This is a genomic window from Marseilla massiliensis (assembly GCF_016899955.1).
Classification (GTDB): domain Bacteria; phylum Bacteroidota; class Bacteroidia; order Bacteroidales; family Bacteroidaceae; genus Prevotella; species Prevotella intestinigallinarum.
Map to the genome: position 1 here is coordinate 160676 of NZ_JACJJL010000001.1, position 23876 is coordinate 184551.

At 60.1% G+C, this 23876-nt stretch carries 16 protein-coding genes; 12 read left to right on the top strand and 4 right to left on the bottom strand.

Annotation, left to right across the window (positions count from 1 at the left end; genetic code table 11):
- Positions 1-52 precede the first annotated feature (52 nt).
- Both miaB and H6B30_RS00665 read left to right on the top strand, forming a co-directional pair.
- Positions 53-1396 carry a tRNA (N6-isopentenyl adenosine(37)-C2)-methylthiotransferase MiaB gene (gene miaB, locus H6B30_RS00660; protein WP_205106881.1) on the top strand — a complete coding sequence of 448 codons (1344 nt, stop codon included), beginning with the start codon at positions 53-55 and terminating at the stop codon, positions 1394-1396.
- Positions 1397-1497: 101 nt separating this feature from the next.
- Positions 1498-3327 (top strand): ABC transporter ATP-binding protein, encoded by a 1830-nt coding sequence (locus tag H6B30_RS00665; protein ID WP_205106883.1) that lies wholly within the window; start codon positions 1498-1500, stop codon positions 3325-3327.
- A gap of 320 nt (positions 3328-3647) precedes the next feature.
- Here H6B30_RS00665 and H6B30_RS00670 read toward each other — a convergent pair whose 3' ends face one another.
- Positions 3648-5654, bottom strand: coding sequence for a helix-hairpin-helix domain-containing protein (locus H6B30_RS00670; RefSeq protein WP_205106885.1), 2007 nt, complete (start codon positions 5652-5654; stop codon positions 3648-3650).
- A 381-nt stretch (positions 5655-6035) separates the two neighbouring features.
- On the opposite strand from H6B30_RS00670, the gene H6B30_RS00675 reads away from it, so the two are divergent.
- Complete coding sequence (locus tag H6B30_RS00675) at positions 6036-7622, top strand: glycoside hydrolase (RefSeq protein ID WP_205106887.1); 1587 nt, start codon at positions 6036-6038, stop codon at positions 7620-7622.
- Positions 7623-7765: 143 nt separating this feature from the next.
- Positions 7766-8782: an ABC transporter ATP-binding protein gene (locus H6B30_RS00680; RefSeq protein ID WP_205106889.1), complete on the top strand. Its 1017-nt coding sequence runs from the start codon at positions 7766-7768 to the stop codon at positions 8780-8782.
- A gap of 303 nt (positions 8783-9085) precedes the next feature.
- On the opposite strand, the gene H6B30_RS00685 is transcribed toward H6B30_RS00680, so the two are convergent.
- Both H6B30_RS00685 and H6B30_RS00690 read right to left on the bottom strand, forming a co-directional pair.
- A complete protein-coding gene (locus tag H6B30_RS00685) occupies positions 9086-10060 on the bottom strand; it encodes an aldo/keto reductase (RefSeq protein WP_205106891.1) in 975 nt (324 codons plus the stop codon).
- Positions 10061-10186: 126 nt separating this feature from the next.
- Entirely contained in the window at positions 10187-11611 is a 1425-nt protein-coding gene (locus H6B30_RS00690; protein WP_205106893.1) for an MFS transporter, read from the bottom strand.
- Between the two features lie 873 nt (positions 11612-12484).
- On the opposite strand from H6B30_RS00690, the gene H6B30_RS00695 reads away from it, so the two are divergent.
- The 7 genes from H6B30_RS00695 (at position 12485) to H6B30_RS00720 (ending at position 20795) form a co-directional block, all read left to right on the top strand.
- Positions 12485-15478 (top strand): fibronectin type III domain-containing protein, encoded by a 2994-nt coding sequence (locus H6B30_RS00695; protein ID WP_205106895.1) that lies wholly within the window; start codon positions 12485-12487, stop codon positions 15476-15478.
- Positions 15479-15727: 249 nt separating this feature from the next.
- Positions 15728-15859 (top strand): hypothetical protein, encoded by a 132-nt coding sequence (locus tag H6B30_RS16515; protein ID WP_262896791.1) that lies wholly within the window; start codon positions 15728-15730, stop codon positions 15857-15859.
- A 260-nt stretch (positions 15860-16119) separates the two neighbouring features.
- Positions 16120-17109 carry a quinolinate synthase NadA gene (gene nadA, locus H6B30_RS00700; RefSeq protein WP_205106897.1) on the top strand — a complete coding sequence of 330 codons (990 nt, stop codon included), beginning with the start codon at positions 16120-16122 and terminating at the stop codon, positions 17107-17109.
- Between the two features lie 276 nt (positions 17110-17385).
- Positions 17386-18486, top strand: a complete 1101-nt coding sequence (ychF, locus tag H6B30_RS00705; RefSeq protein ID WP_205106899.1) for a redox-regulated ATPase YchF — start codon at positions 17386-17388, stop codon at positions 18484-18486.
- Positions 18487-18523: 37 nt separating this feature from the next.
- Complete coding sequence (gene lgt, locus H6B30_RS00710; protein WP_205106901.1) at positions 18524-19369, top strand: prolipoprotein diacylglyceryl transferase; 846 nt, start codon at positions 18524-18526, stop codon at positions 19367-19369.
- Between the two features lie 4 nt (positions 19370-19373).
- A complete protein-coding gene (locus H6B30_RS00715; protein ID WP_205106903.1) occupies positions 19374-19841 on the top strand; it encodes a DKNYY domain-containing protein in 468 nt (155 codons plus the stop codon).
- An 87-nt stretch (positions 19842-19928) separates the two neighbouring features.
- Positions 19929-20795 carry an arginase family protein gene (locus H6B30_RS00720; RefSeq protein WP_205106905.1) on the top strand — a complete coding sequence of 289 codons (867 nt, stop codon included), beginning with the start codon at positions 19929-19931 and terminating at the stop codon, positions 20793-20795.
- A gap of 260 nt (positions 20796-21055) precedes the next feature.
- On the opposite strand, the gene upp is transcribed toward H6B30_RS00720, so the two are convergent.
- On the bottom strand, positions 21056-21715 hold the full coding sequence (upp, locus tag H6B30_RS00725; protein ID WP_205106907.1) for a uracil phosphoribosyltransferase: 660 nt from the start codon (positions 21713-21715) through the stop codon (positions 21056-21058).
- 298 nt (positions 21716-22013) lie between these two features.
- Here upp and pckA point away from each other — a divergent pair, with 298 nt between their 5' ends.
- The gene (pckA, locus tag H6B30_RS00730) at positions 22014-23627 is read left to right on the top strand and encodes a phosphoenolpyruvate carboxykinase (ATP) (RefSeq protein WP_205106909.1); all 1614 of its coding nucleotides are present in this window, start codon (positions 22014-22016) and stop codon (positions 23625-23627) included.
- Positions 23628-23876 lie beyond the last annotated feature (249 nt).

Sequence of the window (23876 nt, forward strand, 5' to 3'; positions counted from 1 at the left end):
TTGATAGCTACTTATTTTACTGTAACTTTGCCGCCGTAACGATAAAGAAACGATGAAAAAACTGTTTATAGAGACCTACGGTTGCCAGATGAACGTGGCCGACTCGGAGGTGGTGGCCGCCGTCATGCAGATGGCCGGCTACGAAGTCTGCGAGCGGATTGACGACGCCGACGCCGTGTTCCTCAACACTTGCTCCGTACGCGACAACGCCGAGCAGAAGATATACGGCCGCCTCGACACGCTCAACGCCGAGCGGCGCAAGGGCCACAAGATGATAATAGGCGTGCTGGGCTGCATGGCCGAGCGCGTCAGGGAAGACCTGCTGCAAAACCACCACGCCGACCTCGTGGCCGGCCCCGACGCCTACATGTCGCTGCCCGACCTCATAGCACAGGCCGAGACAGGCCACAAGGCCATCAACATAGACCTCTCCACCACCGAGACTTACCGCGACGTGGTGCCCCAAAGGCTGCACACGGCGCGCGTGGGGGGCTTCGTGAGCATCATGAGGGGCTGCAACAACTTCTGCCACTACTGCATAGTGCCATACACCAGGGGCCGCGAGAGAAGCCGAGACCTGAGGAGCATCATCGGCGAGGTGCACGACCTGCAGGCCCGAGGATACAAAGAGGTGACGCTGCTCGGCCAGAACGTCAACTCGTACAGGTATGAAACACCTGCCGACGGCAGCCCCGAGGGAGGCAAGGCCGTGAGCTTCCCCGACCTGCTCAGGGCCGTGGCCGAGGCCGCCCCGGGCATGAGGGTGCGCTTCACCACGTCGCATCCCAAGGACATGAGCGACGAGACGCTGCGAGTGATAGCCGAGATGCCCAACGTGTGCCGCCACATCCACCTGCCCGTGCAGAGCGGAAGCAACCGCATACTGAAGCTGATGAACCGCAAGTACACCCGCGAATGGTACCTCGACCGGGTGGAGGCGATACGCCGCATAGTCCCCGACTGCGGCCTCTCGACCGATATCTTCGTGGGATACCACAGCGAGACCGAAGAAGACCACCGCATGTCGCTCGACCTGATGCGCCTGGTGGGCTACGACTCGGCCTTCATGTTCAAGTACAGCGAGCGCCCCGGCACCTACGCATCGAAGCACCTGCCCGACGACGTGCCCGAAGAGGTGAAGATACGGCGCCTCAACGAGCTCATCGAACTGCAGACCGAGATATCGGCCGAGGCCAACCGGCGCGACGAGGGACGCGAGTTCGACGTGCTCATCGAGGGCTTCAGCAAGCGCTCGCGCGAGCAACTGTTCGGCCGTACGGAGCAAAACAAGGTGGTGGTGCTGCCAAAGGGCAACCACCACGTGGGCCAGACTGTGCGCGTGCGCATCACCGGCAGCACCAGCGCCACGCTCTTCGGCGAAGAGGCCGAGGGCTGAACAACACTTGCGGCGGCCCGTTGGGTCGGGCCGCCGCCTGCAAAAGCAACTACAAGACATAACCCCGGACACGTCCGGACAACCCCAACCATAAGCAAATCATGAAGGAATTCCTGCTGATAATGCGCCGCTTCATACCGCCATACAAGAAGTACCTGGTGCAGTCGATAGTGTTCAACATTCTCTCGGCGGTGCTCAACATCTTCTCGTTTGCGGCACTCATACCCATATTGCAGATTCTGTTCAAGACCGGCGAGGCCAAGAGCGCAACGTCGCTCATGGCATTCGGCGACGCCAACGTGAAGGATGTGCTGATGAACAACATGAACTTCTACGTCAACCGGATGATTGCCGACATCGGGCCGAGCACCACCCTGCTATGCATAGGGCTGTTCCTGGCTTTCGCCACCTTCCTCAAGACGGGGTGCTACTTCCTCTCGTCGGCCGCCATCATACCCATGCGCACGGGCGTTGTGCGCGACATACGCAACCTGCTCTACAGAAAGATAACGTCGCTGCCGCTCGGATTCTTCTCAGGCGAGCGCAAGGGCGACATCATAGCCCGCATGACCGGCGACGTCAACGAAGTGGAAAGCTCCATCATGTCGTCGCTCGACATGCTCTTCAAAAACCCAATCCTCATCATAGCATACTTCTCGACGCTCATCTTCATAAGCTGGCAGCTGACGCTGTTCACGCTCGCCATAGTGCCGCTCATGGGCTGGGTGATGGGCAACGTGGGCCGCAAGCTGAAGCAGAACTCCAAGGAGGCGCAGGCACTATGGAGCGACACGATGAGCCAGGTGGAGGAAACGCTGGGCGGACTGCGCATCATCAAGGCCTTCTGCGCGGAGGAAAAGATGAACGAGCGCTTTGCCGACGTCAACGACCGGCAGCGCAACAGCGTGATGAGAGTGAACAAACGGCAGCAGCTGGCCCACCCCATGAGCGAGTTCCTGGGCACGGTCATGATTGTGATAGTGCTGTGGTTCGGGGGCATTCTCGTGCTCAACAACTCAACGCTGTCGGGCCCGACGTTCATCTATTACCTCGTTATACTGTACAGCATCATCAACCCTTTGAAGGAGTTCTCAAAGGCGGGGTACAACATTCCGAAGGGCCTGGCATCGATGGAGCGCATCAACAAGATACTCAAGGCCGAGAACCCGATACGCGAAAGCGACCACCCGGTGCGCATCAGCGAGTTCCGCCACAAGATAGAATTCCGCGATGTGTCGTTCAAATACGACACCAAGTGGGTGCTGCGACACATCAACCTCACCATAGAGAAGGGCAAGACGATAGCCCTGGTGGGCCAGAGCGGCGGCGGGAAGTCTACTCTTGTCGACCTCATACCGCGCTACTACGACGTGCAGGAGGGCGAGGTGCTCATCGACGGGGTCAATGTCAAAGACCTGGGCATACACGACCTGAGGCAGCTCATAGGCAACGTGAACCAGGAGGCCATACTCTTCAACGACACGTTCCGCAACAACATAGCCTTCGGGGTGGCCGGGGCGACGCAGCAGCAGATTGACGAGGCGGCCCGGATAGCCAATGCCTACGACTTCATAACGGAATCGGAGCATGGCTTCGACACCAACATCGGCGACCGTGGCAGCCGGCTGTCGGGCGGGCAGCGGCAGCGCGTGAGCATAGCGAGGGCCATACTGAAGAACCCGCCCATACTGATACTCGACGAGGCCACGTCGGCCCTCGACACCGAAAGCGAGCGGCTGGTGCAGGATGCGCTCGAGAAGCTCATGAAGACGCGTACAACCGTGGCCATTGCCCACCGCCTGTCGACCATCAAGAGCGCCGACGAGATATACGTGATTCATGAGGGCGAGATTGTGGAACGGGGCACCCACGAAGAGCTTCTCGCCGCCGGAGGATACTACAAGAAGCTCAACGACATGCAGAGCCTGTAGAGGCACGGCCCACACGTGGGCCCGGACTATATGTTGAATCGTGGCTGTGCCGTATTCCAACGGCACAGCCACGATTGCATTTACTGCCGTCAAACGGCCTCGCTTTTGTAAAGATATGCTACCGCGGTTGCCATTCCCGCCAACCATTTGGCTGACAGCACGTTGCGCCAACGGCCATTTCGCCGCGCCAAACGGGCCGAACGGCAATGCCGAACGGGCCATACGGCCGCATGAAACGGCCCGCATTGCCGGGCGAAACGTGACTATGGTAAATTCATCCACCATTTTGTAATAAAAAGAAACTGCACGGGCCACAACGCTCAGAAGCTCCACCGGGCCTGCAGGTCGATGTCTACCATCGTGCTGCCGTCCACCTGCCTGTAGCCGCTGCCTATGGTGTCGCGGTCGAAATAGGCCGTCATGCCCACCTTGGCCGCCACCATCAGCCTCTTGCCCACGTCGGCACGGGCCATCAGCGAGCCGCGCATGCCGTGGCCATGGTAGGCCGGCATGTAGAAGCTGTAAGCCATGCCGCGCTCGTAGACATACAGCCGGCTGTCGTAACTGTCGGTGTTGAAGTAGGCCACAAAGGCGTCGGCCTGCAGCCACCCGTGCCTCAAGCCCACGCCCTGGCTCACCATCAGTCCGCGGTCAAGGCTGCCGTGGCCCGCCAGCGACATGTCGGCCTGCGTGCGCCCCGACCACTTTCCGTCAACGCCAATGTCCAGGGCCACGCGCGCCGTGTGCACCGTCCGGCTCTCAAGGCCCGTCTTTTGGCTGTTGTCTTGCTTGCGCAGGCGCAGCCGATAGCGCGCGCCGAGGGTCCAGCTGCCGGCGTCGTATGCAGCCGACAGCATGGCGTCGGTGGCGGCCGACGGCCACGACACGCGGTAGCGGGGCCACGCAAAGCGGGCATGGTCGGCGTATGCCGCGAGCCTGAGCCGCGCTACCGGCCGCCATTCAGCTCCGGCGTATATGCCACTCTCGTTCTGCACGCGCCCCCCTTCGCTGAAGCTGTTGGCATAGACCGACGTGTATCGATATGAATAAAACCTGTGGACTGCCACCAGGCTCACTGCCTCCGACAGCCGGGCGCCAATCCGGTGGATGGCGGCCACGCGCCCACGCCGGTCGACAGCCGTCTCGCCGCCCACGCTGAACGCACGAGACTCATAGCCGTAGTTGGCCCCGATGTTGGCAAAGTCGTTGCCCGAGGCATAGTGGCGGCGGTAGAGCGTGGCCGTGTCGGGGCGCAGGTCGCGGTCGTAGCGGGTGTAGACGGCAGTCAGCCCGGCGTGGAAACCGGCCTTGGCAAAGCGCGCGTCTATGCCCGCCGCTGCCGAGTGGGTGTTGTTTTTCTTCTCCATCTCTGCCTTGGTGCGGTGGTATCCCGACGTAACGATGGTGGCCACGGTGCCGTCGTCGGCGTTGAGCGTGGCGTCGTGGGCGCGGTATGAGGCAAACACACTCATGCTCACGGCGTCCGACAGCCTCAGCGTCACGGCCGCCCCCTGCAGGTATGAGGCCTCCGAACGCGACGCCGTGGCCCGTATTCCGGCCGGGGCGCGCCCCATGGTGGCCAGCGCCGAGAGCTTGCCGAGGCTGAAACCGGTGTTGGCCACCAGTCCCATGCCGAACGAAACCGTATAGCGGCCCACCACGATACGCTCCACGGGCCCCAGCCGACGGGCCTCTATGAAAAATGAATAGAAGTCGTAGCCCATGCTGTTGCTGCCCGAGAAGAAGGGCTCGCCCGCATCCTGCGACGCCGCAAAGCCGGCCCTCAGCCTGCCTGCCGAACTGACGCCGAAGCGCAGCCAGTGCCTGTACTTATAGCCGAGGTAGCCGTTGCGGTCGCCGCGGCGGTCGTACATGGGCACGCTCACCATGGCCGTCACGTCGCCGTGGGCGCCCCTGAGCAGCGACTCGGCCGTGGGCCGGGGCGGCCGCAGGGGCTCGCCGGCGTAGGCAAAGCACTGCAGCAGTCGCCGGCGGGCATAGTCCAGGCTCTCTATGAGCTGCAGCTCGCCCATCGTCCTGATGGCTCCGTGGCGGTAGATGTGCTCCTGAATGTCGCTCACCTGGGCCTCGGTGAGAAACGGCAAGCGCCCCAGCTCGTCGCGGGTGGCGGCGTTGATGTTAAGGGGATGGGCCTCAAGGTCGCACAGCATGTCGTAGGCCTGCTCCCTGTCGCCGGCCGACCAGTCGTCAAACGCCGCTATGTCGTCGAGCCACTCTTCCCAACCGCCACCGCCGCCGGCCTGCAACGGCTGGGCCAAAAGCAGCGCAACCACCGCCGCCGCCACTCGGCTTGTCAATCCACCCATGATAAAACATTGTTATATACCATCGGCAAAGTTACGAAAAATATGCTGTATATATCCGCCGCAAACACGTCGCTTTCACCTTAAAACTAAGCTGCAACGGAACCATCGGCCAATGGCCGTTGGCCCGCATGGGAGCGATAGTGCAACGAATCTCCCGGGTTAACTCCTTTTAACCACCCGTCTCCCCGCACTAACGGCAACAATACTTACCTTTGCGTAGCCGGAAATGCGGCGTTGAATGGATGAATGGACCGGCCTCACTACGCCCCGCGCCACAGCCGGAGTGGACGTGGCGGCGGCAGACGAATACCGATGCCTGCTGCCGACGTGCAATCACGGCCATGGATAGACACCGACGACAAAACTTAAAACAAACCATAAATGACAACAAAAACCATCACAGCAGCGGCACTTGCCTTGCTTGCCGCCATGCCAAGCGCTGCCGGCGGCAGCGTGGCCACCTACACAATACAAACCGACAAGCCCCGGCAGACGGTGCTGCACTTCGGCGCTTCCGACGCATGGAGCATGAAGTATGTGGGCCGGTGGCCCGAGGCTGAGCAGAGGAAGGTGGCCGACTGGCTCTTCTCGACCGACTGCGACGAGGCCGGAAAGCCCAAGGGCATAGGGCTGAGCCTTTGGAGATTCAACATTGGGGCGGGCAGCGAAGAGCAGGGCGAGGCCTCGATGATACAGCCGTCGACGCGCACCGAGTGCATGGTAGGGCCCGACGGCAAGTTCAACCCGGCCAAGCAACAGGCCGAACGCCACTTCCTGAGGCTGGCACGCGAGCGCGGCGTGCCGCATATTCTGGCCTTCCTCAACTCGCCGCCGGTATATCTCACACAGAACAAGCTGGCCACCAACACCGGCAGGGGCGGCACACTGAACCTCGGCAGCGACCGTTACGACGACTTTGCCGCGTTCGTCACCACGGCCATCGAGGGCCTTGAGCGATACGACAGCGTGACCGTCGACTACATATCGCCGCTGAACGAGCCCGACGGACACTGGAACTGGCTCGGCCCCAAGCAGGAAGGCACGCCGGCAACCAACCGCGAGGTGGCCCGGGTGGTGCGCTGCCTTGACAACCGCCTGGGCAAGGCCGGGCTGCAGACCAAGATACTTGTCAACGAAAGCAGCGACCTGCGGTGCCTGCTGGGCACCCACATGACCGACTGGCAGAGGGCCAATGAGCTGCGGGCGCTGTTCTCCAAAGACAGCACCGACACTTACGTGGGCCGCTGCCGCAGCGTGCTGCCGGTGATAGCAGGCCACAGCTATTGGACAAACACGCCCACAGACACCATGCGCAACATAAGGATGCGGCTGCGCGACGCCGCCCGCAGGCTCGGGGTTGACTACTGGCAGACGGAGCTGTGCATCATGTCGAACGACGTTGAGATTGGCGGTGGGGGCGGATATGACTTCAGCATGAAGACGGCCCTTTACGTGGCGCGCGTCATCCACCACGACATGGTTTACGGCAACGCCTGCAGCTGGTCGTGGTGGAGGGCCGCCGGAGGCGACTACCGCGACGGACTGATACGCCTGTACGGCAGCGACGGCATGGCCACGGGATGGGCGGCCGACTCCAAGCTGATGTGGGCCATCGGCAACTTCAGCCGCTTTGTGCGCCCCGGGGCTGTGCGCCACGACATCTGCGCCACGGCTGCCGACGGCTCGGTGGTGGCCGGGGGCGACACCGACGCCTACGGGGTGATGTGCTCGGCATACCGCAACACCGACGGCAGCTGGGTGGTGGTGGCCATCAACTACGCCGACACCGCCAAGCCGTTCGGCATAGCCCTGGACGGCCGGAAGGCTGCATCGTGGGCCATGTACCGCACGTCGGACATCTCGGCCGAGAGCCTTGCGCCCATAGGCACCACCCATGGCAGCACGGAACTTGCGCCGCGGTCGGTTACCACGTTTGTATGCCAACCCGGCAGCAGCCCCCAACAATGAGGCCCGGGGCAGGCCCGCCACGCAACCAGGGCAACCGCCCCAGCCGGAGGCCTTGGCGCGGCAAAGGCCCCGCACAGGTGTGTTAACTCCTTTTAACCGTACTTGCAGCCCGCCTGAAACCAACATTGCTTACCTTTGCAGGCATGACAACAACAGTGCACACCATAGAGATAGCCGACCTGAGCATAGGATACAAGACCCGCAACGGGGCAAAGACCATAGGCCACAGGATGAGCGCCACCGTGCGCGGAGGCGAACTGACATGCCTGCTGGGCCGCAACGGGGCCGGCAAGTCGACGCTGCTGCGCACCATGGCGGGGTTTCTGCCCAAGCTGTCGGGGGCGGTGAGCATCGACGGCAAGGACATGTCTGAATACTCTGCGGCCAAGATGGCGCGCACGGTGAGCATAGTCCTCACCGAAAAACCCGACACGGGAAACATGACCGTGGCCGAGCTCGTGGCACTGGGACGCTCGCCTTACACCGGCTTCTGGGGGCGGTGCTCCGACGACGACCGCCGCGTGGCCTACCGGGCCATGGCCACCGTGGGCATAGGGGAGCTGGCGCGGCGCAGGGTGGCCAGCCTGAGCGACGGCGAAAGGCAGAAGGCCATGATAGCCAAGGCGCTGGCGCAACAGACGCCCGTGATGCTGCTCGACGAGCCAACGGCCTTCCTCGACTTCACGAGCAAGGCCGAGGTGATGCGGCTGCTGCGCCAAATAAGCCACGATACGGGAAAGATTGTGTTTATGTCGACACACGACCTCGACCTCGCCCTGCAGGCGGCCGACACGCTGTGGCTAATGGACAACGGCGGCAAACTGGCCACGGGGGCACCCGAAGACCTGGCTCTCGACGGACGGCTGGAGGCTTTCTTCGGCCATGGCGACACAGTGTTTGACACGGCCACGGGCCTGTTTGTGATGAACCACGCCACTACCACGGCCACCACCGTGGGCGGACTGCGCGACAGGCGCTACGACATGCTGTGCAAGGCCCTGCGGCGCAACGGCATCGAACCGGCCGACCCCTGCGGCGCAACGCCAGAGGTCGAGGTGGCCGAGGGGGGATATGCAATAACCACGGGCAACGGATTGCAACATGCCGCCACCATTGCCGAGGTGATGAGGGCGCTGTGCCGGAACAGGCAACAGCAGTGACGCCGGGCTAATACAATAGATATTGGTGTAAAATGATTTCGCTATTGCGATGCCCTCGCCGGCAAACGGCCAACCCACTGACACACAGCAACTTGGCAACAAGGGCAAAACGGCCGTGCAAAACGGGCCGCATTGCAATTCAAAACAGGCCGTCCGGGAATGCCGGACGGCCTGTTTTGAATCATGAAATGGCCTCTGCGGCCATGAAAGGCATGCAGGTGTAAAACATATTTCCAGCCTCGCAGGCGCAAACCCACGGCCGCACACAGGGCCCGCAGCCTTGATGCCGCCTGCCTACAGGCGTCAAACAATCTGCCCGTCGGCAAAGGGCTCGGCAGCTATGCACTTCAGGTTTTTCTGCAACTGCTCCTCGCTGCTTGCACCTACAAGCACCGACGTCACGCCCTTCTGGTGCAATATCCACGCCAGGGCCATCTCGGCCAGCGTCTCGCCGCGGCTCTCGGCCACGGCGTTGAGGTGGCGAAGGCGCTCAAGAAGCTCGGGCGTGAGCACGTCGCGCTTCAGGAAGTGGTCGCGCATCATGCGGCTGTCGTCGGGTATTCCGTTGAGATACCTGTCGGTGAGCAGGCCCTGTGCCAGCGGCGAAAAGGAGATGAAGCCCACGCCTTCCTTCTCGCACAGGTCGGTGATGCCCTCATCCTGCGGCGCGCGGTCGAGCAGGTTGAGCCGCCCCTGGTATATGAGCAGAGGCGTGTCGCGCTCGCGCAGGTACTTCACGGCCACCTTGAGCGCCTCCAGCGGCCAGCGCGATATGCCCACATAGAGCGCCTTGCCGGCCCGCACAATGTCGACAAGGGCCTGCAGGGTCTCCTCGAGCGGCGTCTCAGGGTCGTAGCGGTGGCTGTAGAAAAGGTCCACATAGTCTATCTTCATGCGCCTGAGGCTCTGGTCGAGGCTTGCCATCAGATACTTGCGCGAGCCCCAGTTGCCATACGGCCCGGGCCACATGTCGTAGCCGGCCTTGGTGCTTATGAACAGCTCATCGCGGTAAGGACGGAAGTCATCGTCCATAAGCTGGCCCATGGTAAGCTCTGCCGAGCCGTAGGGCGGGCCGTAGTTGTTGGCCAGGTCGAAGTGTGTTATTCCGTGGTCGAAAGCGTATCGGGCAATTGCGCGGCTGCGCCCGTAATAGTCGATGCCCCCGAAATTATGCCAGAAGCCAAGGCTCACCTTGGGCAGCAGCACCCCGCTGCGTCCGCAACGGTTGTATTCCATGCCGCCGGCATATCTCTTTTCGTCTGCAATATACTTTTCCATTGTCTTTATGTCTTTGCGTTAAGCACGGCAAACTTACTAAAAATATGCGAGAAAAACCCTTTTCCGGGAGTTATAAGAAGTTATAAGAAGTTAGCGGTAGTCAACGGTCGGGCCCCTGACTGCCACTTACCCGGCCATCCGTTCCTTCAGCCTCAGGCACGAGCACACCGCCCCGCACACCGTAAGGCAGCCCGCCAAGAGCATGGCGTCGTGGGGCGCCATGGGGCCGAACAGATGGAAGAGCATGGCCACGAGGGCCGCGCCGAGTGTCTGGCCGGTCAGGCGGGCCGTGGCCAGCATGCCGCTGGCGCTGCCGGCGCGCTGCGGCGGGGCCGAGCTTAGCAGCAGATGGTTGTTTGGCGACTGGAAGAACCCGAAGCCGGCACCGCACAGCATGAGCCTCCAAACAAGCCCGAAGTGGTCGGTGTCGGCCGGTATGAACGACAGCAGGAAGCACCCCACGCTGAGCATAGACAGGCCGATGCCGCCGAGTATGCCCGGATGTACGCGGCCCACGAGCCATCCCGCCAGCGGCGCCACGAAGATGATGGCCAGCGGCCACGACGTCATGAGCAGTCCGGTGCCCACGGCATTGTAGCCGAAAGTGGTGACAAGCATGAACGGCATGCCCACCATGACGAGCATCTGGGCGGTGAACGAGATGACGCTCGTGGCCACCGAGGTGGTGAAGATGGGTATCTTGAGCAGGTCGAGCGGCAGCATGGGGTACTTCTTGCCTACCTGCATGCGCACGTAGACAAAGCCCACGGCCACCATGGCCACTGCCCCCAGCAGCACAATGAGCGGCTCGACGTCGTGAGAGTATGCCTCGACGCAGCCTATGAACAGTCCGAACGTGGCGGCGTTGAGCACGGCCTCGCGCCAGTTGAACGTCCTGCCGACCACGCGCACGGGGTTGTCGGGCAGATGCTTGCGGGCCATGACAAACGTAAGTATGCCCACCGGCACGTTGATGGCAAACAGCCACGGCCATGGCGCCACGGCCAGGATGGCGGCCGAGAGCGTAGGCCCGGCCACCGAGGCTATGGCCACGACGGTGGCGTTGAGCCCAACCCCCTCGCCCAGGCGGCGCTTGGGGTAGATGAGCTTGACCATCGACGTGTTCACGCTCATCATCATCGCTGCCCCGACTCCCTGCACCACGCGGGCAATGACAAGCATGGCGAACGACGGCGAGAGCGCGCACAGCAGCGAACCGAACGTGAACACCACTATGCCGCGCACGTAAACCTGCTTGTAACCCCACAGCTCGCCCATCGAGGCAAACGGAAGCAGGAGCATCATCACCGCCAGCTGGAAGGCGTTGACTATCCAGATGGAGTCTTCCGAAGCCACCCCGAGCTGCGAGGCCATGCTCGGCAGGGCCACGTTGCATATCGTACCGTCGAGCACGGCAAGGAAAAGGCCGCAGAACGTGGCCGCCATGGCGTAGTAGATGCGTGGGCGGTGCAAACCGTCCCATTCGAGGTTGCCCTCTATGCGCAGCCTGCCCTGGCCGTCAGACCCTGCTTTTGTGTTTTCTTTGTCCATAACCTCACTTTTTTATATCTACAATCCTAAATACCGTGCAAAATTATAAAGAAAGCCCAACACACACAAACAAATTGACTGGAAAGAAAGGTTTGACGATCCACCGAGCACGGAGCACTGATAGACTGAGGGCCGCCAAACCTACCGCATGGCCGCGGCCCGGGCCCCCTCTGCTTGCCCCGGCATCCGGGCCTGTGTGCCGTGAAAATCCAAAACGGCCCGTATGGCATTTCAATTCGGCCCGTTTCACGCTGCAAAACGGGCCGAATTGCAACCCGAAAACGGCCGTTTTGCAAGACACCTTCAGCGGAGGCAGCAGGCAATGGGGCATTTTGTAAAAAGCATTTACCGCCATAGTAGGGTCACACCACGTATGCAACGGCAATCAACGGGGCTTTTCCCGATGTTTTTTTCAATACATCCCGACGCTACGAGCAATACTCGCCAACATAAAACGAAGCCTTTGTTAAATAGAAAAACAGAACATATTATACTATAAAAAGAATTTTTATGCGTAAAAAGTGGGCATTTTACACGATTAATAACTATCTTTGCACCATCCAATCCAAACAGTGATGCAGTGGCGGAAACAGCTGCATGCCGATGGCATGGCGCCCCAGCGCAGCCCCCGCAAAAGGCTCGGCGGGCCACGGCGAGGCAAAGGGTCAACCGGGGCGCAGCCGACACGGGCAATGCGCCATGCCCGACCGGCGCAACTGAAAAAACGAACACCAAGCCGGCCTACGGCCTGTTTGGGTTGGCGAACAAAAGCAACAAGCAGCGGCTGGCTTTAAAAAGGCAAACCTGAAACGAACGTACCCACAACCAAAACAACATTCACAATATCACAAAACTACAAAAACAACCAGTAAAATGAAGAAAAGTCTATTAATGTTGCCTGCACTCATGATGTGTGCCCAGGCCAATTCGCAACAGCTGGCATTCCCCGGCGCCGAAGGATTCGGGGCCTATGCCACAGGCGGAAGAGGAGGAACAGTGGTACACGTGACCAACCTCAACGCATCGGGGCCGGGCTCGCTGGCCGACGCCGTGAGCCAACCCAACCGCACGGTTGTGTTCGATGTCGGCGGAGTGATAGACATCACAGGGCAGAACCTGACCATTGCCAGCAACCTGACCATAGCCGGGCAGACCGCGCCGGGAGAGGGGATAACCATCTACGGCGGACGCGTGATAATGTCTAACAGCTCTAACGTGATAATGAGGTACATCAGGATGAGGGGCAGCATAAGCATGCCTGAAGACAAATGCACGCTGACCATGGACTACTGCGACAACGTAATACTCGACCACTGTTCCATTTCGTGGGGACGGTGGGACAACGTTCACATCAAGGACGCGAACAACATAACTTACCAAAACTGCATCATCAGCGAGGGAATAGAGCCGCAACGGTTTGGGGCCATTACCGACGGAACGCGCAACTGGACCATATCGCACTGCCTGTGGACCAACAACAAGAGCCGAAACCCGAAGATGAAGTGCTACCTGCAGTACTATAACAACGTGGTGTACAACTATGGCATAGGCATCGTGGGAGGCCACTCGGCGGCCGACAACTACCAGGACGTGATGAACAACTACTTCATCACGGGCCCGAGCAGCGGCTCGTCGAACAAGTATTTCGACCAATGGACTGAGACTGACCACCTGTACAGCACCGGCAACTATACCGACGACAACCGCGACGGCAAGCTCAACGGCAGACTGATAACCGACTACAACGGGGCCACGCCCATGCAGCAGCCCAACCTGAAGTGCCAGGCGCCGATGAACCTCGAGCCGGCCGAAGACGCATTCCATGCCGTGATGGAGCACGCCGGGGCGTCGAGGGTGAGAGACAGCCACGACCTGCGCATAATAGAACAGCTCGCCTCGCTCGGCACCAAGGGCGCGTTCATCGCCAACGAGCAGGACGTTGGGGGAATAGGCACGCTGGCCGGAGCCGACGCCCCGGCCGACTCTGACGGCGACGGCATGCCCGACGAATGGGAAAAGGCCAACGGCACCGACCCGGACAAGGCCGACGCCAACGGCGATGCCGACGGCAACGGGTATACAAACATAGAGGACTACGTGAACAGCCTGGCCCACAAGAGCGACTACATCATGTATCCGCAGGCCGTGACCGCCACATTGAAAGACCCCACCACGGTGGTGCTGACGTGGAAAAACGCCGAAGAGGGGGCCGACAAGATTGTGGTGGAGATGTCGGAGAACGGCGTCGACTACACCACCGCAGCCGAAGTGGAGGGCAACGCCACCACCGCCACCATACAGGGACTGAAGGAAGGGCAGGTGTACTACTTCAGGCTGAAGGCTGTCAAGGGCGATGAGCAATCGCTTTACTCGGCCGCCGTGTCGGTAAACGACGAGCACATGAGGCCGGCGGGGGGCATACCGGCCGGCACCGAGGCCTTCGTGCCGCAGGAGGGCATGCTCTACAGGATAATAAACTACGGCACGGTGCCCTACAACTCGGGCACCACTTATGCCGGGGCGCCCAAGTACCTCACCTTCAACGCCGACGGAACGCTGGGCTCTACCACCGACTTTGAGTGGAACAACCCGGCCCTGCTGTGGGAGATAACGCCGGCAAGCGAGGGCGAAGGGCAGGTATACATACGCAACTACGCCACGAGAGAATACCTGAACCCGTCGACAGAGACCGTAGGCGACGGCGCCCGCGTGACGGCGGTGGCCCAGGCCGCGCCGTTCGAAATAGTGTTCTCAACCAACGAGACCGTGGCCCAGTCGGGCCTGCAGGGGCAAGTTGCCATGTTCAGGATAAACAGTCCGCAGAACAAAGGGCAGCAGTTAAGGCCCGTGACCTTTGAAGACAACTGGATATGGGGCAACGGAACGATAGCCCGGGCCGACATGGCCTTCACCTTCTCTTCGCTCGACGCCTCGCTGCTCGGGCTCTACACAAGCGCCCTCGACGACGCCATAGCAGCAGCGGAGCTGGCCGCCGCCGAGGCCACCGTGGGCAACGTGACGCTCGGCTACCCCGAAGAGGCATACTCAGACTTCACCGCCGCCATAGCCGAAGCCAAGGCCACGGCCGGCAAGGCAGCCGCGGGCAACGCCACGCAGGCCGAAGTAGACGCTGCCGCCGAGGCCATGGCCGCAGCCCGGAAAGCTTTCGACGGGGCACGCATAATGACACTTGCGGGCTACGACAGCAAGAAAGTGCACAACATCTACAGCTATGGCACGATAAGCAACTCAAGCACCGTCGATGCCACGGCGCAGGTGGAGCGGCGCTACCTGGCCACGGTAAAGAAAGAAGACGGCATCACCGACTCGCTCGTGTTCATCGTGGGACTGAGCGAAGAGCAGATTGCCGCAGGCCAGGCCGACCCCGTGAGCGCCATGCCCGAGGCACAGTGGAACATCGAACCGGGCGACGGCGGCTGCGCATACATCAGCAACACCAAGACGGGCACATACCTGCGCATAGCCGGCACGCTGTCGGCCGAGCCCGTGACGGTATACCCTTATTACGCCAAGGACGACAACGGGAAGCATGCTTTCTACATCGAGACATCGCCCGACAACAACCGATGCCTGAACGTGGGCACGCCCGACGCCGACGGCAAGGGAGGGTCGATAGCCTTTGCATGGCCGGCCGACAGGACCAGGCTGCGCTGGGTGGTCGACGAGCTCGACATAGCGTCGGCCATAAAGGGCACAGGCAACAACGGCGGCCGCGGCAAACCCACCGCCACCGAGTATTACAACATGCAGGGAATGAGGCTCGACAACGTGCCGCACAATGGCATTTACATAGTGAAGACAACCTTTGCCGACGGCACGGTAACCACACATAAGGCCACCAGGTGAGCCAGGCTGCCGGGCTGCACGCACAACCTGGAAAGCTACGGCAGCAACGGCTGAACACAGAACGGCCCGTTCCGCATTGTGGAATGGGCCGTTTGGCATCTCAATACGGCCCGTTTCGCACCGCAATACGGCCCATTCGGGAACGCTGTCGCCTCAGGCCTCTCTCACGCCGGCGCTATATGGCCCGGCAAACGACCACACGCCTTGCCGCAACGCCGCCCGCAAAGACTTGCAACAAGGCCTGCGCCTGTGGAAAACTATGTTGATAACTATGTTGAAAACCCCGTTGATAAGTGTGTTGAAACCACACCGACTTATCAACAACAAGCACACCAAGGCCCCGAACATGGGCATATCAACACACTTATCAAAGGCTTTTGATTAAGTTTTCAACGCTTTTCTGGCAAAAAAAGATATAAACTTATTAATTTTGCACCGTAATGCCGGATTGTTGATAAACCTCCGATGGCGCTAATAATCAGCAAAAAACAATCAACAACTGATGTTGGCAACCGCTGCACAGACGTTGACATTGGAATACGCAAGAAAACCGACGGAAAGTTTTCAACATATCAACAGCATATCATACAGAACATTTCAGTCTTTAAAGAAAAGAAAAAACGTATAATAATTTTTATGCAATGGTGAAAAAGGAATGGACAACCCAAGGCTACATCGACGAGCCGGCACCGGCCGGCACCGACCTTAGTGCCGAGATACGCAAGATGTGCGAGCAGAAGAAGGCCGTAATACTGGCCCACTACTACACGCGCGGAGAGATACAAGACGTGGCCGACTTCATAGGCGACTCGCTGGCGCTGGCGCGCAAGGCCGCCGAGACCGACGCGCGCATCATAGTGATGTGCGGCGTGCATTTCATGGCCGAGACGTGCAAGATACTAAGTCCCGACAAGAAGGTGCTGGCCCCAGACCTCAACGCGGGGTGCTCGCTGGCCGACTCTTGCCGCGCCGACGACCTGCGCAAGTTCAAGGACGAGCACCCGGGATACAAGGTGGTGAGCTATGTCAACACCACGGCTGCCGTGAAGGCGCTCACCGACGTGGTGGTGACGAGCGGCAACGCAAAGAAGATTGTCGACTCTTTCCCAAAGGACGAGAAGCTCATCTTCGGGCCCGACCGCAACCTCGGGGCCTACATCAACAGCGTCACGGGACGGCAGATGCTGCTCTGGGAGGGCGGCTGCCACGTGCATGAGCGTTTCTCGGTGGCCGAGGTGGTGAAGCTGCGCCAGTCACATCCCGGTGCCAAGGTGCTGGCCCACCTCGAGTGCAAGGGCCCCGTGCTGGCGCTGGCCGACGTGGTTGGGTCGACGGCCGTGATGCTGGAGTATGTCAAGAAGTCGGCCGACAAAGAGTTCATCGTGGCCACCGAGGCCGGCATACTGCACGAGATGAAGCGCTCATGCCCCGACAAGACTTTCCTGCCCGTGCCGCCCGAGATAAGCGAAGGGTCGCTGGGATGCTCCTGCAACGAGTGCGACTACATGAAGATGAACACCATGCTCAAGCTGTACAATGCCTTGAAGTATGAGTGGCCCGTGGTCGACGTCGACCCGGAAGTGGCCCGCGAGGCAGTGAAGCCCATCGAGCGCATGCTCAGCCTGAGCTGAGGGCGATGCCCGCGCCCACCCGGCCCCGCTGCCGCAGCTGTAGCCGGGCGTAGGCGCGGGCGTGGCCCCCGGTGCATGCAAAGGCATCGGCGCCGCACGCCACGGCCGGCGGCGGCAGCCGCGGCAGTCGGCATTACGTCGCTCAGTGCCGTTGGCCGCAATACCATAATATAGTGATAAAACAGCCCACACGGCCATTTATGGCGCCGGCAAGTGGGCTTATGTCGGATAAAAGTTGTAACTTCGCACACTGAAACCATTTAAACAATATAATAGATGTCATTAAAATGCGGTATAGTGGGCCTGCCCAACGTGGGCAAGTCGACGCTTTTCAACTGCCTGTCGAGCGCCAAGGCGCAGGCAGCCAACTTTCCTTTCTGTACCATCGAGCCCAATGTGGGCGTGATAACCGTGCCCGACGAGCGCCTTACCCGCCTGGCCGAGATAGTGCACCCGGGCCGTATCGTGCCCGCCACGTGCGAGATTGTAGACATAGCCGGCCTGGTCAAGGGGGCAAGCAAGGGCGAGGGGCTCGGCAACAAGTTTCTCGGCAACATCCGAGAGACCGATGCCATAATACATGTGCTGCGTTGTTTCGACGATGACAACATCACCCACGTCGACGGAACCATCGACCCCGTGCGCGACAAGGAGATTATCGACACCGAACTGCAGCTCAAAGACCTTGAGACAATAGAGGCGCGGCTGGCCAAGCAGCAGAAGGTGGCGGCCGCGGGCAACAAGGAGGCCAAGACCGAGGTGGCCGTGCTCGAGGCCTACAAGGCTGCGCTGGAGCAGGGAAAGAACGCCCGCACGGTGCAGTTTGACACCAAGGAGGAGCAAGACGCGGCCCGCAACCTGTTCCTGCTCACGGCCAAGCCGGTGCTTTACGTGTGCAACGTCGACGAGGCGGCGGCCAAGACCGGCAACGACTACAGCGCGCGCATAGAGCGGATTGCCGCCGAGGAGGGGGCCGAGGCAATGGTCATAGCCGCCAAGACAGAGGAAGACATTGCATCGTTTGAGTCGTACGACGACAAGCAGATGTTCCTCGAGGAGCTCGGTCTGGCCGAGAGTGGCGTCAACCGGCTGATAAAGAAGGCCTACGCCCTGCTCAACCTCGAGACCTTCATCACCGCCGGCGAGATGGAAGTGAAGGCCTGGACGTACCACAAAGGGTGGAAAGCGCCGCAGTGCGCGGGCGTCATCCACACCGACTTCGAGAAGGGTTTCATACGCGCCGAGGTGATAAAGTACGACGACTACATAAAGTATGGCTCTGAGGCTGCCGTGCGCGAGGCCGGCAAACTGGGCATAGAGGGCAAGGACTACGTTGTGCAGGACGGCGACATCATGCACTTCCGATTCAACGTATAGCCTGTACGCCAAGTCTACAACCATAAAACCGAACGTCATGGATACGCTTGCATACATCGTGTGGAACCCCGACCTCACCGCATTCCTGGGCATGAGGTGGTATTCGCTGTGCTGGCTTGTGGGCCTGCTGCTGGCTTACCTCATAGTGAAGCGGCTCTACAAGGAGCAGAAAATAAGCCCCGAGCTGTTCGATCCGCTGTTTGTCTACTGCTTCGTGGGCATACTCATAGGCTCGCGCCTGGGCCATTGCCTGTTCTACCAGCCCGACTATTTTCTATCGTCATGGCAGCATGTGGTCGAGATGATAGTGCCCATACGCTTCATGGCCGACGGCTCCGTCAAGTTCACGGGCTACGAAGGGCTGGCCAGCCACGGCGGCACGCTCGGCCTGATGATAGCTCTCTGGATATACGTTCGCAAGACGCGGCTCAACATCTGGCGCGTTCTCGACAACATAGCCATAGCCACCCCGACCACGGCGTGCTTCATACGGCTGGGCAACCTGATGAACTCTGAGATAATAGGCAAGGTGACCGACGTGCCCTGGGCGTTCATCTTCGAGCGCGTCGACCCCATGCCGCGCCACCCGGGCCAGCTCTACGAGGCGCTGGCCTACGCCGTGCTGTTCTTCATTGGGTGGGCCCTCTACCGCAAGCACCCGCAGAAGGTGGGCACGGGATTCTTCTTCGGGCTGTGCCTGACGTTTATTTTCACCGCGCGATTCTTCATAGAATACACCAAGGAGATACAGGAAGCATTCGAGGCCAGCCTGCCTCTCGACATGGGACAGCTGCTCAGCATACCGTTCATAATTGTCGGGGTGATGTGCATGGCGGGCGGCAAGTGGATGCAGAAGTTAGGAACCGAACCACAAAAAAAATAAGATTATGAGGACAAGAAGACTGATCACGGTCTGCATGGCCGCACTGATGACGCTCACGGCGGCCACCGGCGCATACGCGCTGGCATGCAGCCAATGCCACGAGACGGGACAAGGCGGGCAGGAGTATGCCCCCAACGGTCACGGACACTACTACCGGGCGCAGCGCGGTTGCTGCCACGGCCGCTGGCGCACCGACTGCGTGCAGGCAGCGCCTGGCTGCACCTACGGCCACGGTGCCTGCCGGGGCTATTACTGTGACAGTCGCCATGCCTGCTTCAACGGCTGCCCGGTGAGCGGCGCCGACGCCGCCACCTTCAAGCCGGTGGGCGGAGGCTACGCCAAGGATGCCGACGCCGTGTATTACAACGGGCGGCGTATGGAGGGCGCACACGTACAGTCGTTCAAGTATATTGGGCGCGGGGTGGCGCGCGACAAGCGCCACACCTACATCGACGGTGTGCTAGCCGAGTGAACCATCCGACAACGGCACGCAGGGCCGGCGGGTGTTGTCGCCATGCCGGCCCTGCGTGTTTTTGTGGCTTTATATAAATATTGAGAAATGAAGACGATAAGACTTGTTTACCCGCAATGGCAGGGTGGCGACATCGCACGGTGGATACCTGAGGTGAGCGACCCCGCCGTGGCTGCCCGCGGCTATGTGCTCGGGGCGCAGCTGCTGCAATTCCTTGCCCCGCAGAGCGGCCAGGAGACTTATACGGTGCCTGTCGACGTGGCCCCGGGCGAGCGTGTTGTCACCGACGGGGTGCTCGACCGCGACGCCATAGTGCGACAGACAGAGGCCGCGCTGGCCATTCTGAGGGCGGCAAACCCCGACCGCGTGGTGACGCTCGGGGGCGAATGCTCTACCAGCGTGGTGCCTTTCACTTACATGGCCCACAGGTATGGCGGCGACGTGGCCATGGTATGGATAGACGCCCACCCCGACATAACACTGCCGGGCGACCCCTATGCGGGTTACCACGCCATGGCCGTGACGGCCTGCATGGGCATGGGCGACAAGAAGATTACGTCGGCGCTGCCCGCCGCCATACCCGCAGAGCGCATCATGATAGTGGGGTTGCGCGACTGGGAGCGCGACGACATACGGCTCAGACAGCAGCAACTGGGCATTGCCCACCTTGCCCCGGAAGACGTGGTCGACGGCAGCGACGCGCTCACAGACTGGCTTCGCCGTTGCGGAGCGTCGAAGGTGGTGGTGCATTTCGACATGGATGTGCTCGACCCTTCGGAGATAATAGCCGCCGTGGGCGTGGTTCCGGGCGGAATGAAGATGGCCGGCGTGGTGCGCTTAATCAACGACATAGCCCGCGAGAAAGACTTGGTGGCGCTCACGGTGGCCGAGCCCATGCCCCGCACGGCCATGCGGCTGCAGGCCATGCTGGCCGGCCTGCCACTGATGAAGTGAGCTGGCAGCGCCGCCCGACGGCACGTCTTTCGATGCCCGACGGCACATATTGCACCGCCCGACGGCCGGTGTTAAAACGCCAAACGGCCCGTTCCGCATTGCGGAACGGGCCGTTTGGCGTTGCAATATGCGCCGTTTGGCACGGTGAAACAGGCCGTCTTGCAAACAGTTGTCGCACAGGCGGTTACGCCATTGCGCGCGCGTTGCGAAACTTTTTAATGAATAAAGCCCCCTGCAGCGTCCTACGCCACGACGCCGGCTCACACCTTGTCGCCGTAGCAAAGGTCGCCGGCGTCGCCCAGTCCGGGCACTATGTACTTGTGCTCGTTGAGCACCGGGTCGATGGCGGCACACCAAACGGTGGTCTTCTCGGCCGGCAGCGTGCGCCTGACGTGCTCAATGCCGTCGGGCGTGGCAAGCACACAGGCCACGTGGATGTGGCGAGGCTCGCCGCGGGTTAGGAAGGCCTTGTAGGCCATCTCCATCGAACAGCCCGTGGCCAGCATGGGGTCGGCTATCACGAGCGTCTTCCCCTCGATGCTGGGCGTGGCCAGGTACTCCACGTGGATGCCCACCTCGGTGTGCTCCTTGTTGGTATACTCGCGGTAAGCGCTGACGAACGCGCAGGCCGCATGGTCGAACACATTGAGGAATCCGTTGTGGAACGGCAGGCCGGCGCGGAAGATTGTGGCCAGCACAATGCCGTCGGCAGGCACCCTCACGCGCGACGTGCCCAGCGGGGTGGTCACCTCACGCTCCTCGTAACACAGCGTCTTGCTGATCTCGTAGGCCTCCATCTCGCCAACGCGCGAGATGTTGTTGCGGAACAAAAGGCGGTTGCCTTGGTAGCAAACGTCGCGCAGCTCGGCCACGTATTGGTTTACAATTGAGTCTGTTTCGCTAAGGTTTATGATCTTCATATCTTGTCTTGATTTTAAGTTTCACCCGGATGTTGTCGCCGCACGGAGCAGCCCGCAAAGCCCCCTTGCCCGGAAGCCATCATGCAAAGGTAAGGAATATCCGGCTTTTTTTGTAACATGCGAATGGCAAATGCACAACAAGGCATCTTATTTTTTAATACTTTAACCTAAAAAGATTTATATGTCGCCTTTTTTGCGCGCCCAAACTTTGCTCTCATACGTTTTTTTACTAACTTTGCGGTCGATTCAGGAACAAGGCAACGAAAGTGTAACTAACAAACTAAAATACAGTTATAAAATGGCAAAGTTTGACAAGTCAGTTTTGACAAAGTATGGAATCACAGGTACAACTGAGGTTCTTTACAATCCTTCCTACGAAGTGTTGTTCAACGAAGAGACAAAAGACGGGCTCACAGGTTTCGACAAAGGCCAGGAGACCGAGCTGGGTGCTGTAAACGTTATGACCGGCGTCTATACCGGACGTTCACCTAAAGATAAGTTCATTGTAGATGATGAGACATCTCACGACACCGTTTGGTGGGACAGCGATGAGTATCACAACGACAACCACCGTGCCACCAAGGAGGCTTGGGCCACCGTCAAGGACCTCGCATTGAAGGAGCTCTCGAACAAGAAACTGTACGTTGTAGACGGTTTCTGCGGCGCCAACAAGGACACACGCATGAAGGTTCGCTTCATCGTAGAGGTGGCATGGCAGGCTCACTTCGTGACCAACATGTTCATCCGTCCGCAGAGCGAGGCTGACTTCGAGCAGGAGCCGGACTTCATCGTTTACAATGCCTCTAAGGCAAAGGTGGAGAACTGGAAGGAGCTTGGCCTGCATTCAGAGACTGCAGTGGTGTTCAACGTGACATCAAAGGAGCAGGTTATACTCAACACCTGGTATGGTGGCGAGATGAAGAAGGGCATGTTCTCTATGATGAACTACTTCCTCCCGCTGAAGGGCATCGCCTCTATGCACTGCTCGGCAAACTGCGACAAGAACGGCGAGAACACCGCTATATTCTTCGGTCTGTCCGGTACGGGCAAGACAACTCTGTCTACCGACCCGAAGCGTCTGCTCATCGGCGACGACGAGCACGGCTGGGACGACAACGGAGTGTTCAACTTTGAGGGCGGATGCTACGCAAAGGTAATCAACCTCGACAAGGAAAGCGAGCCCGACATCTACAATGCCATCACGCGCGACGCCCTGCTTGAGAACGTCACAGTGGACGAAAACGGCAAGATTGACTTCGCCGACAAGAGCGTAACCGAGAACACCCGCGTGTCATATCCTATCTATCACATCAAGAACATCGTTCGCCCGATATCTCACGCACCGGCTGCCAAGCAGGTAATCTTCCTGTCGGCCGACGCCTTCGGAGTGCTTCCTCCAGTGTCGATACTTACTCCCGAGCAGACGAAGTACTACTTCCTCTCTGGCTTCACAGCCAAGTTGGCCGGTACAGAGCGCGGCATCACCGAGCCCACTCCTACCTTCTCGGCTTGCTTCGGCCAGGCTTTCCTCGAGCTGCATCCTACAAAGTATGCTGAGGAGCTGGTAAAGAAGATGGAGAAGAACGGTGCCAAGGCTTACCTGGTGAACACAGGTTGGAACGGAACAGGCAAGCGTATATCCATCCGCGACACCCGTGGCATCATCGACGCCATACTCGACCACTCTATCGACAAGGCTCCCACGAAGACCATTCCTTACTTCGACTTCGTGGTTCCCACACAGCTTGAGGGCGTTGACCCCAACATCCTCGACCCGCGCGACACCTATGCCGACGCTGCACAGTGGGAAGAGAAGGCCAAGGATCTGGCCGGACGCTTCATCAAGAACTTCGCCAAGTACGAAGGCAATGAGGCCGGCAAGGCTCTCGTGGCTGCCGGACCGAAGCTCTAATGCAGCTTAGTATTGTGGCGTAGGCATCTGTACGGATTCTACACACCAACCATATTTCAAGCCCGTCCGGCCCTGTGTCGGGCGGGCTTCTTTGTGCCTTGCGCTGCAGGGCGGCCTCGTTTGGTGGGCCGGTGTGCTGTAGTGGGTGCTTCGTTCCGGCGCGGTCGGTATGCGTTTTCTGTGCCACGGTGTTGCCCCAGCCGTGGGTTTGTGCCATGGCGCAGCGGCAAATGGCCTGTTGCGCGCGCC

Bases quoted from the DNA above. Each gene is read 5' to 3' on its own strand.
- miaB (WP_205106881.1), top strand. From the start codon at position 53: ATGAAAAAACTGTTTATAGAGACCTACGGTTGCCAGATGAACGTGGCC.
- H6B30_RS00715 (WP_205106903.1), top strand. From the start codon at position 19,374: ATGAGGACAAGAAGACTGATCACGGTCTGCATGGCCGCACTGATGACG.
- H6B30_RS00670 (WP_205106885.1), bottom strand. From the start codon at position 5,654: ATGGGTGGATTGACAAGCCGAGTGGCGGCGGCGGTGGTTGCGCTGCTT.
- H6B30_RS00695 (WP_205106895.1), top strand. From the start codon at position 12,485: ATGAAGAAAAGTCTATTAATGTTGCCTGCACTCATGATGTGTGCCCAG.
- nadA (WP_205106897.1), top strand. From the start codon at position 16,120: ATGGTGAAAAAGGAATGGACAACCCAAGGCTACATCGACGAGCCGGCA.
- H6B30_RS00665 (WP_205106883.1), top strand. From the start codon at position 1,498: ATGAAGGAATTCCTGCTGATAATGCGCCGCTTCATACCGCCATACAAG.
- H6B30_RS00720 (WP_205106905.1), top strand. From the start codon at position 19,929: ATGAAGACGATAAGACTTGTTTACCCGCAATGGCAGGGTGGCGACATC.
- H6B30_RS00685 (WP_205106891.1), bottom strand. From the start codon at position 10,060: ATGGAAAAGTATATTGCAGACGAAAAGAGATATGCCGGCGGCATGGAA.
- H6B30_RS00675 (WP_205106887.1), top strand. From the start codon at position 6,036: ATGACAACAAAAACCATCACAGCAGCGGCACTTGCCTTGCTTGCCGCC.
- H6B30_RS00680 (WP_205106889.1), top strand. From the start codon at position 7,766: ATGACAACAACAGTGCACACCATAGAGATAGCCGACCTGAGCATAGGA.
- lgt (WP_205106901.1), top strand. From the start codon at position 18,524: ATGGATACGCTTGCATACATCGTGTGGAACCCCGACCTCACCGCATTC.
- pckA (WP_205106909.1), top strand. From the start codon at position 22,014: ATGGCAAAGTTTGACAAGTCAGTTTTGACAAAGTATGGAATCACAGGT.
- ychF (WP_205106899.1), top strand. From the start codon at position 17,386: ATGTCATTAAAATGCGGTATAGTGGGCCTGCCCAACGTGGGCAAGTCG.
- H6B30_RS00690 (WP_205106893.1), bottom strand. From the start codon at position 11,611: ATGGACAAAGAAAACACAAAAGCAGGGTCTGACGGCCAGGGCAGGCTG.
- upp (WP_205106907.1), bottom strand. From the start codon at position 21,715: ATGAAGATCATAAACCTTAGCGAAACAGACTCAATTGTAAACCAATAC.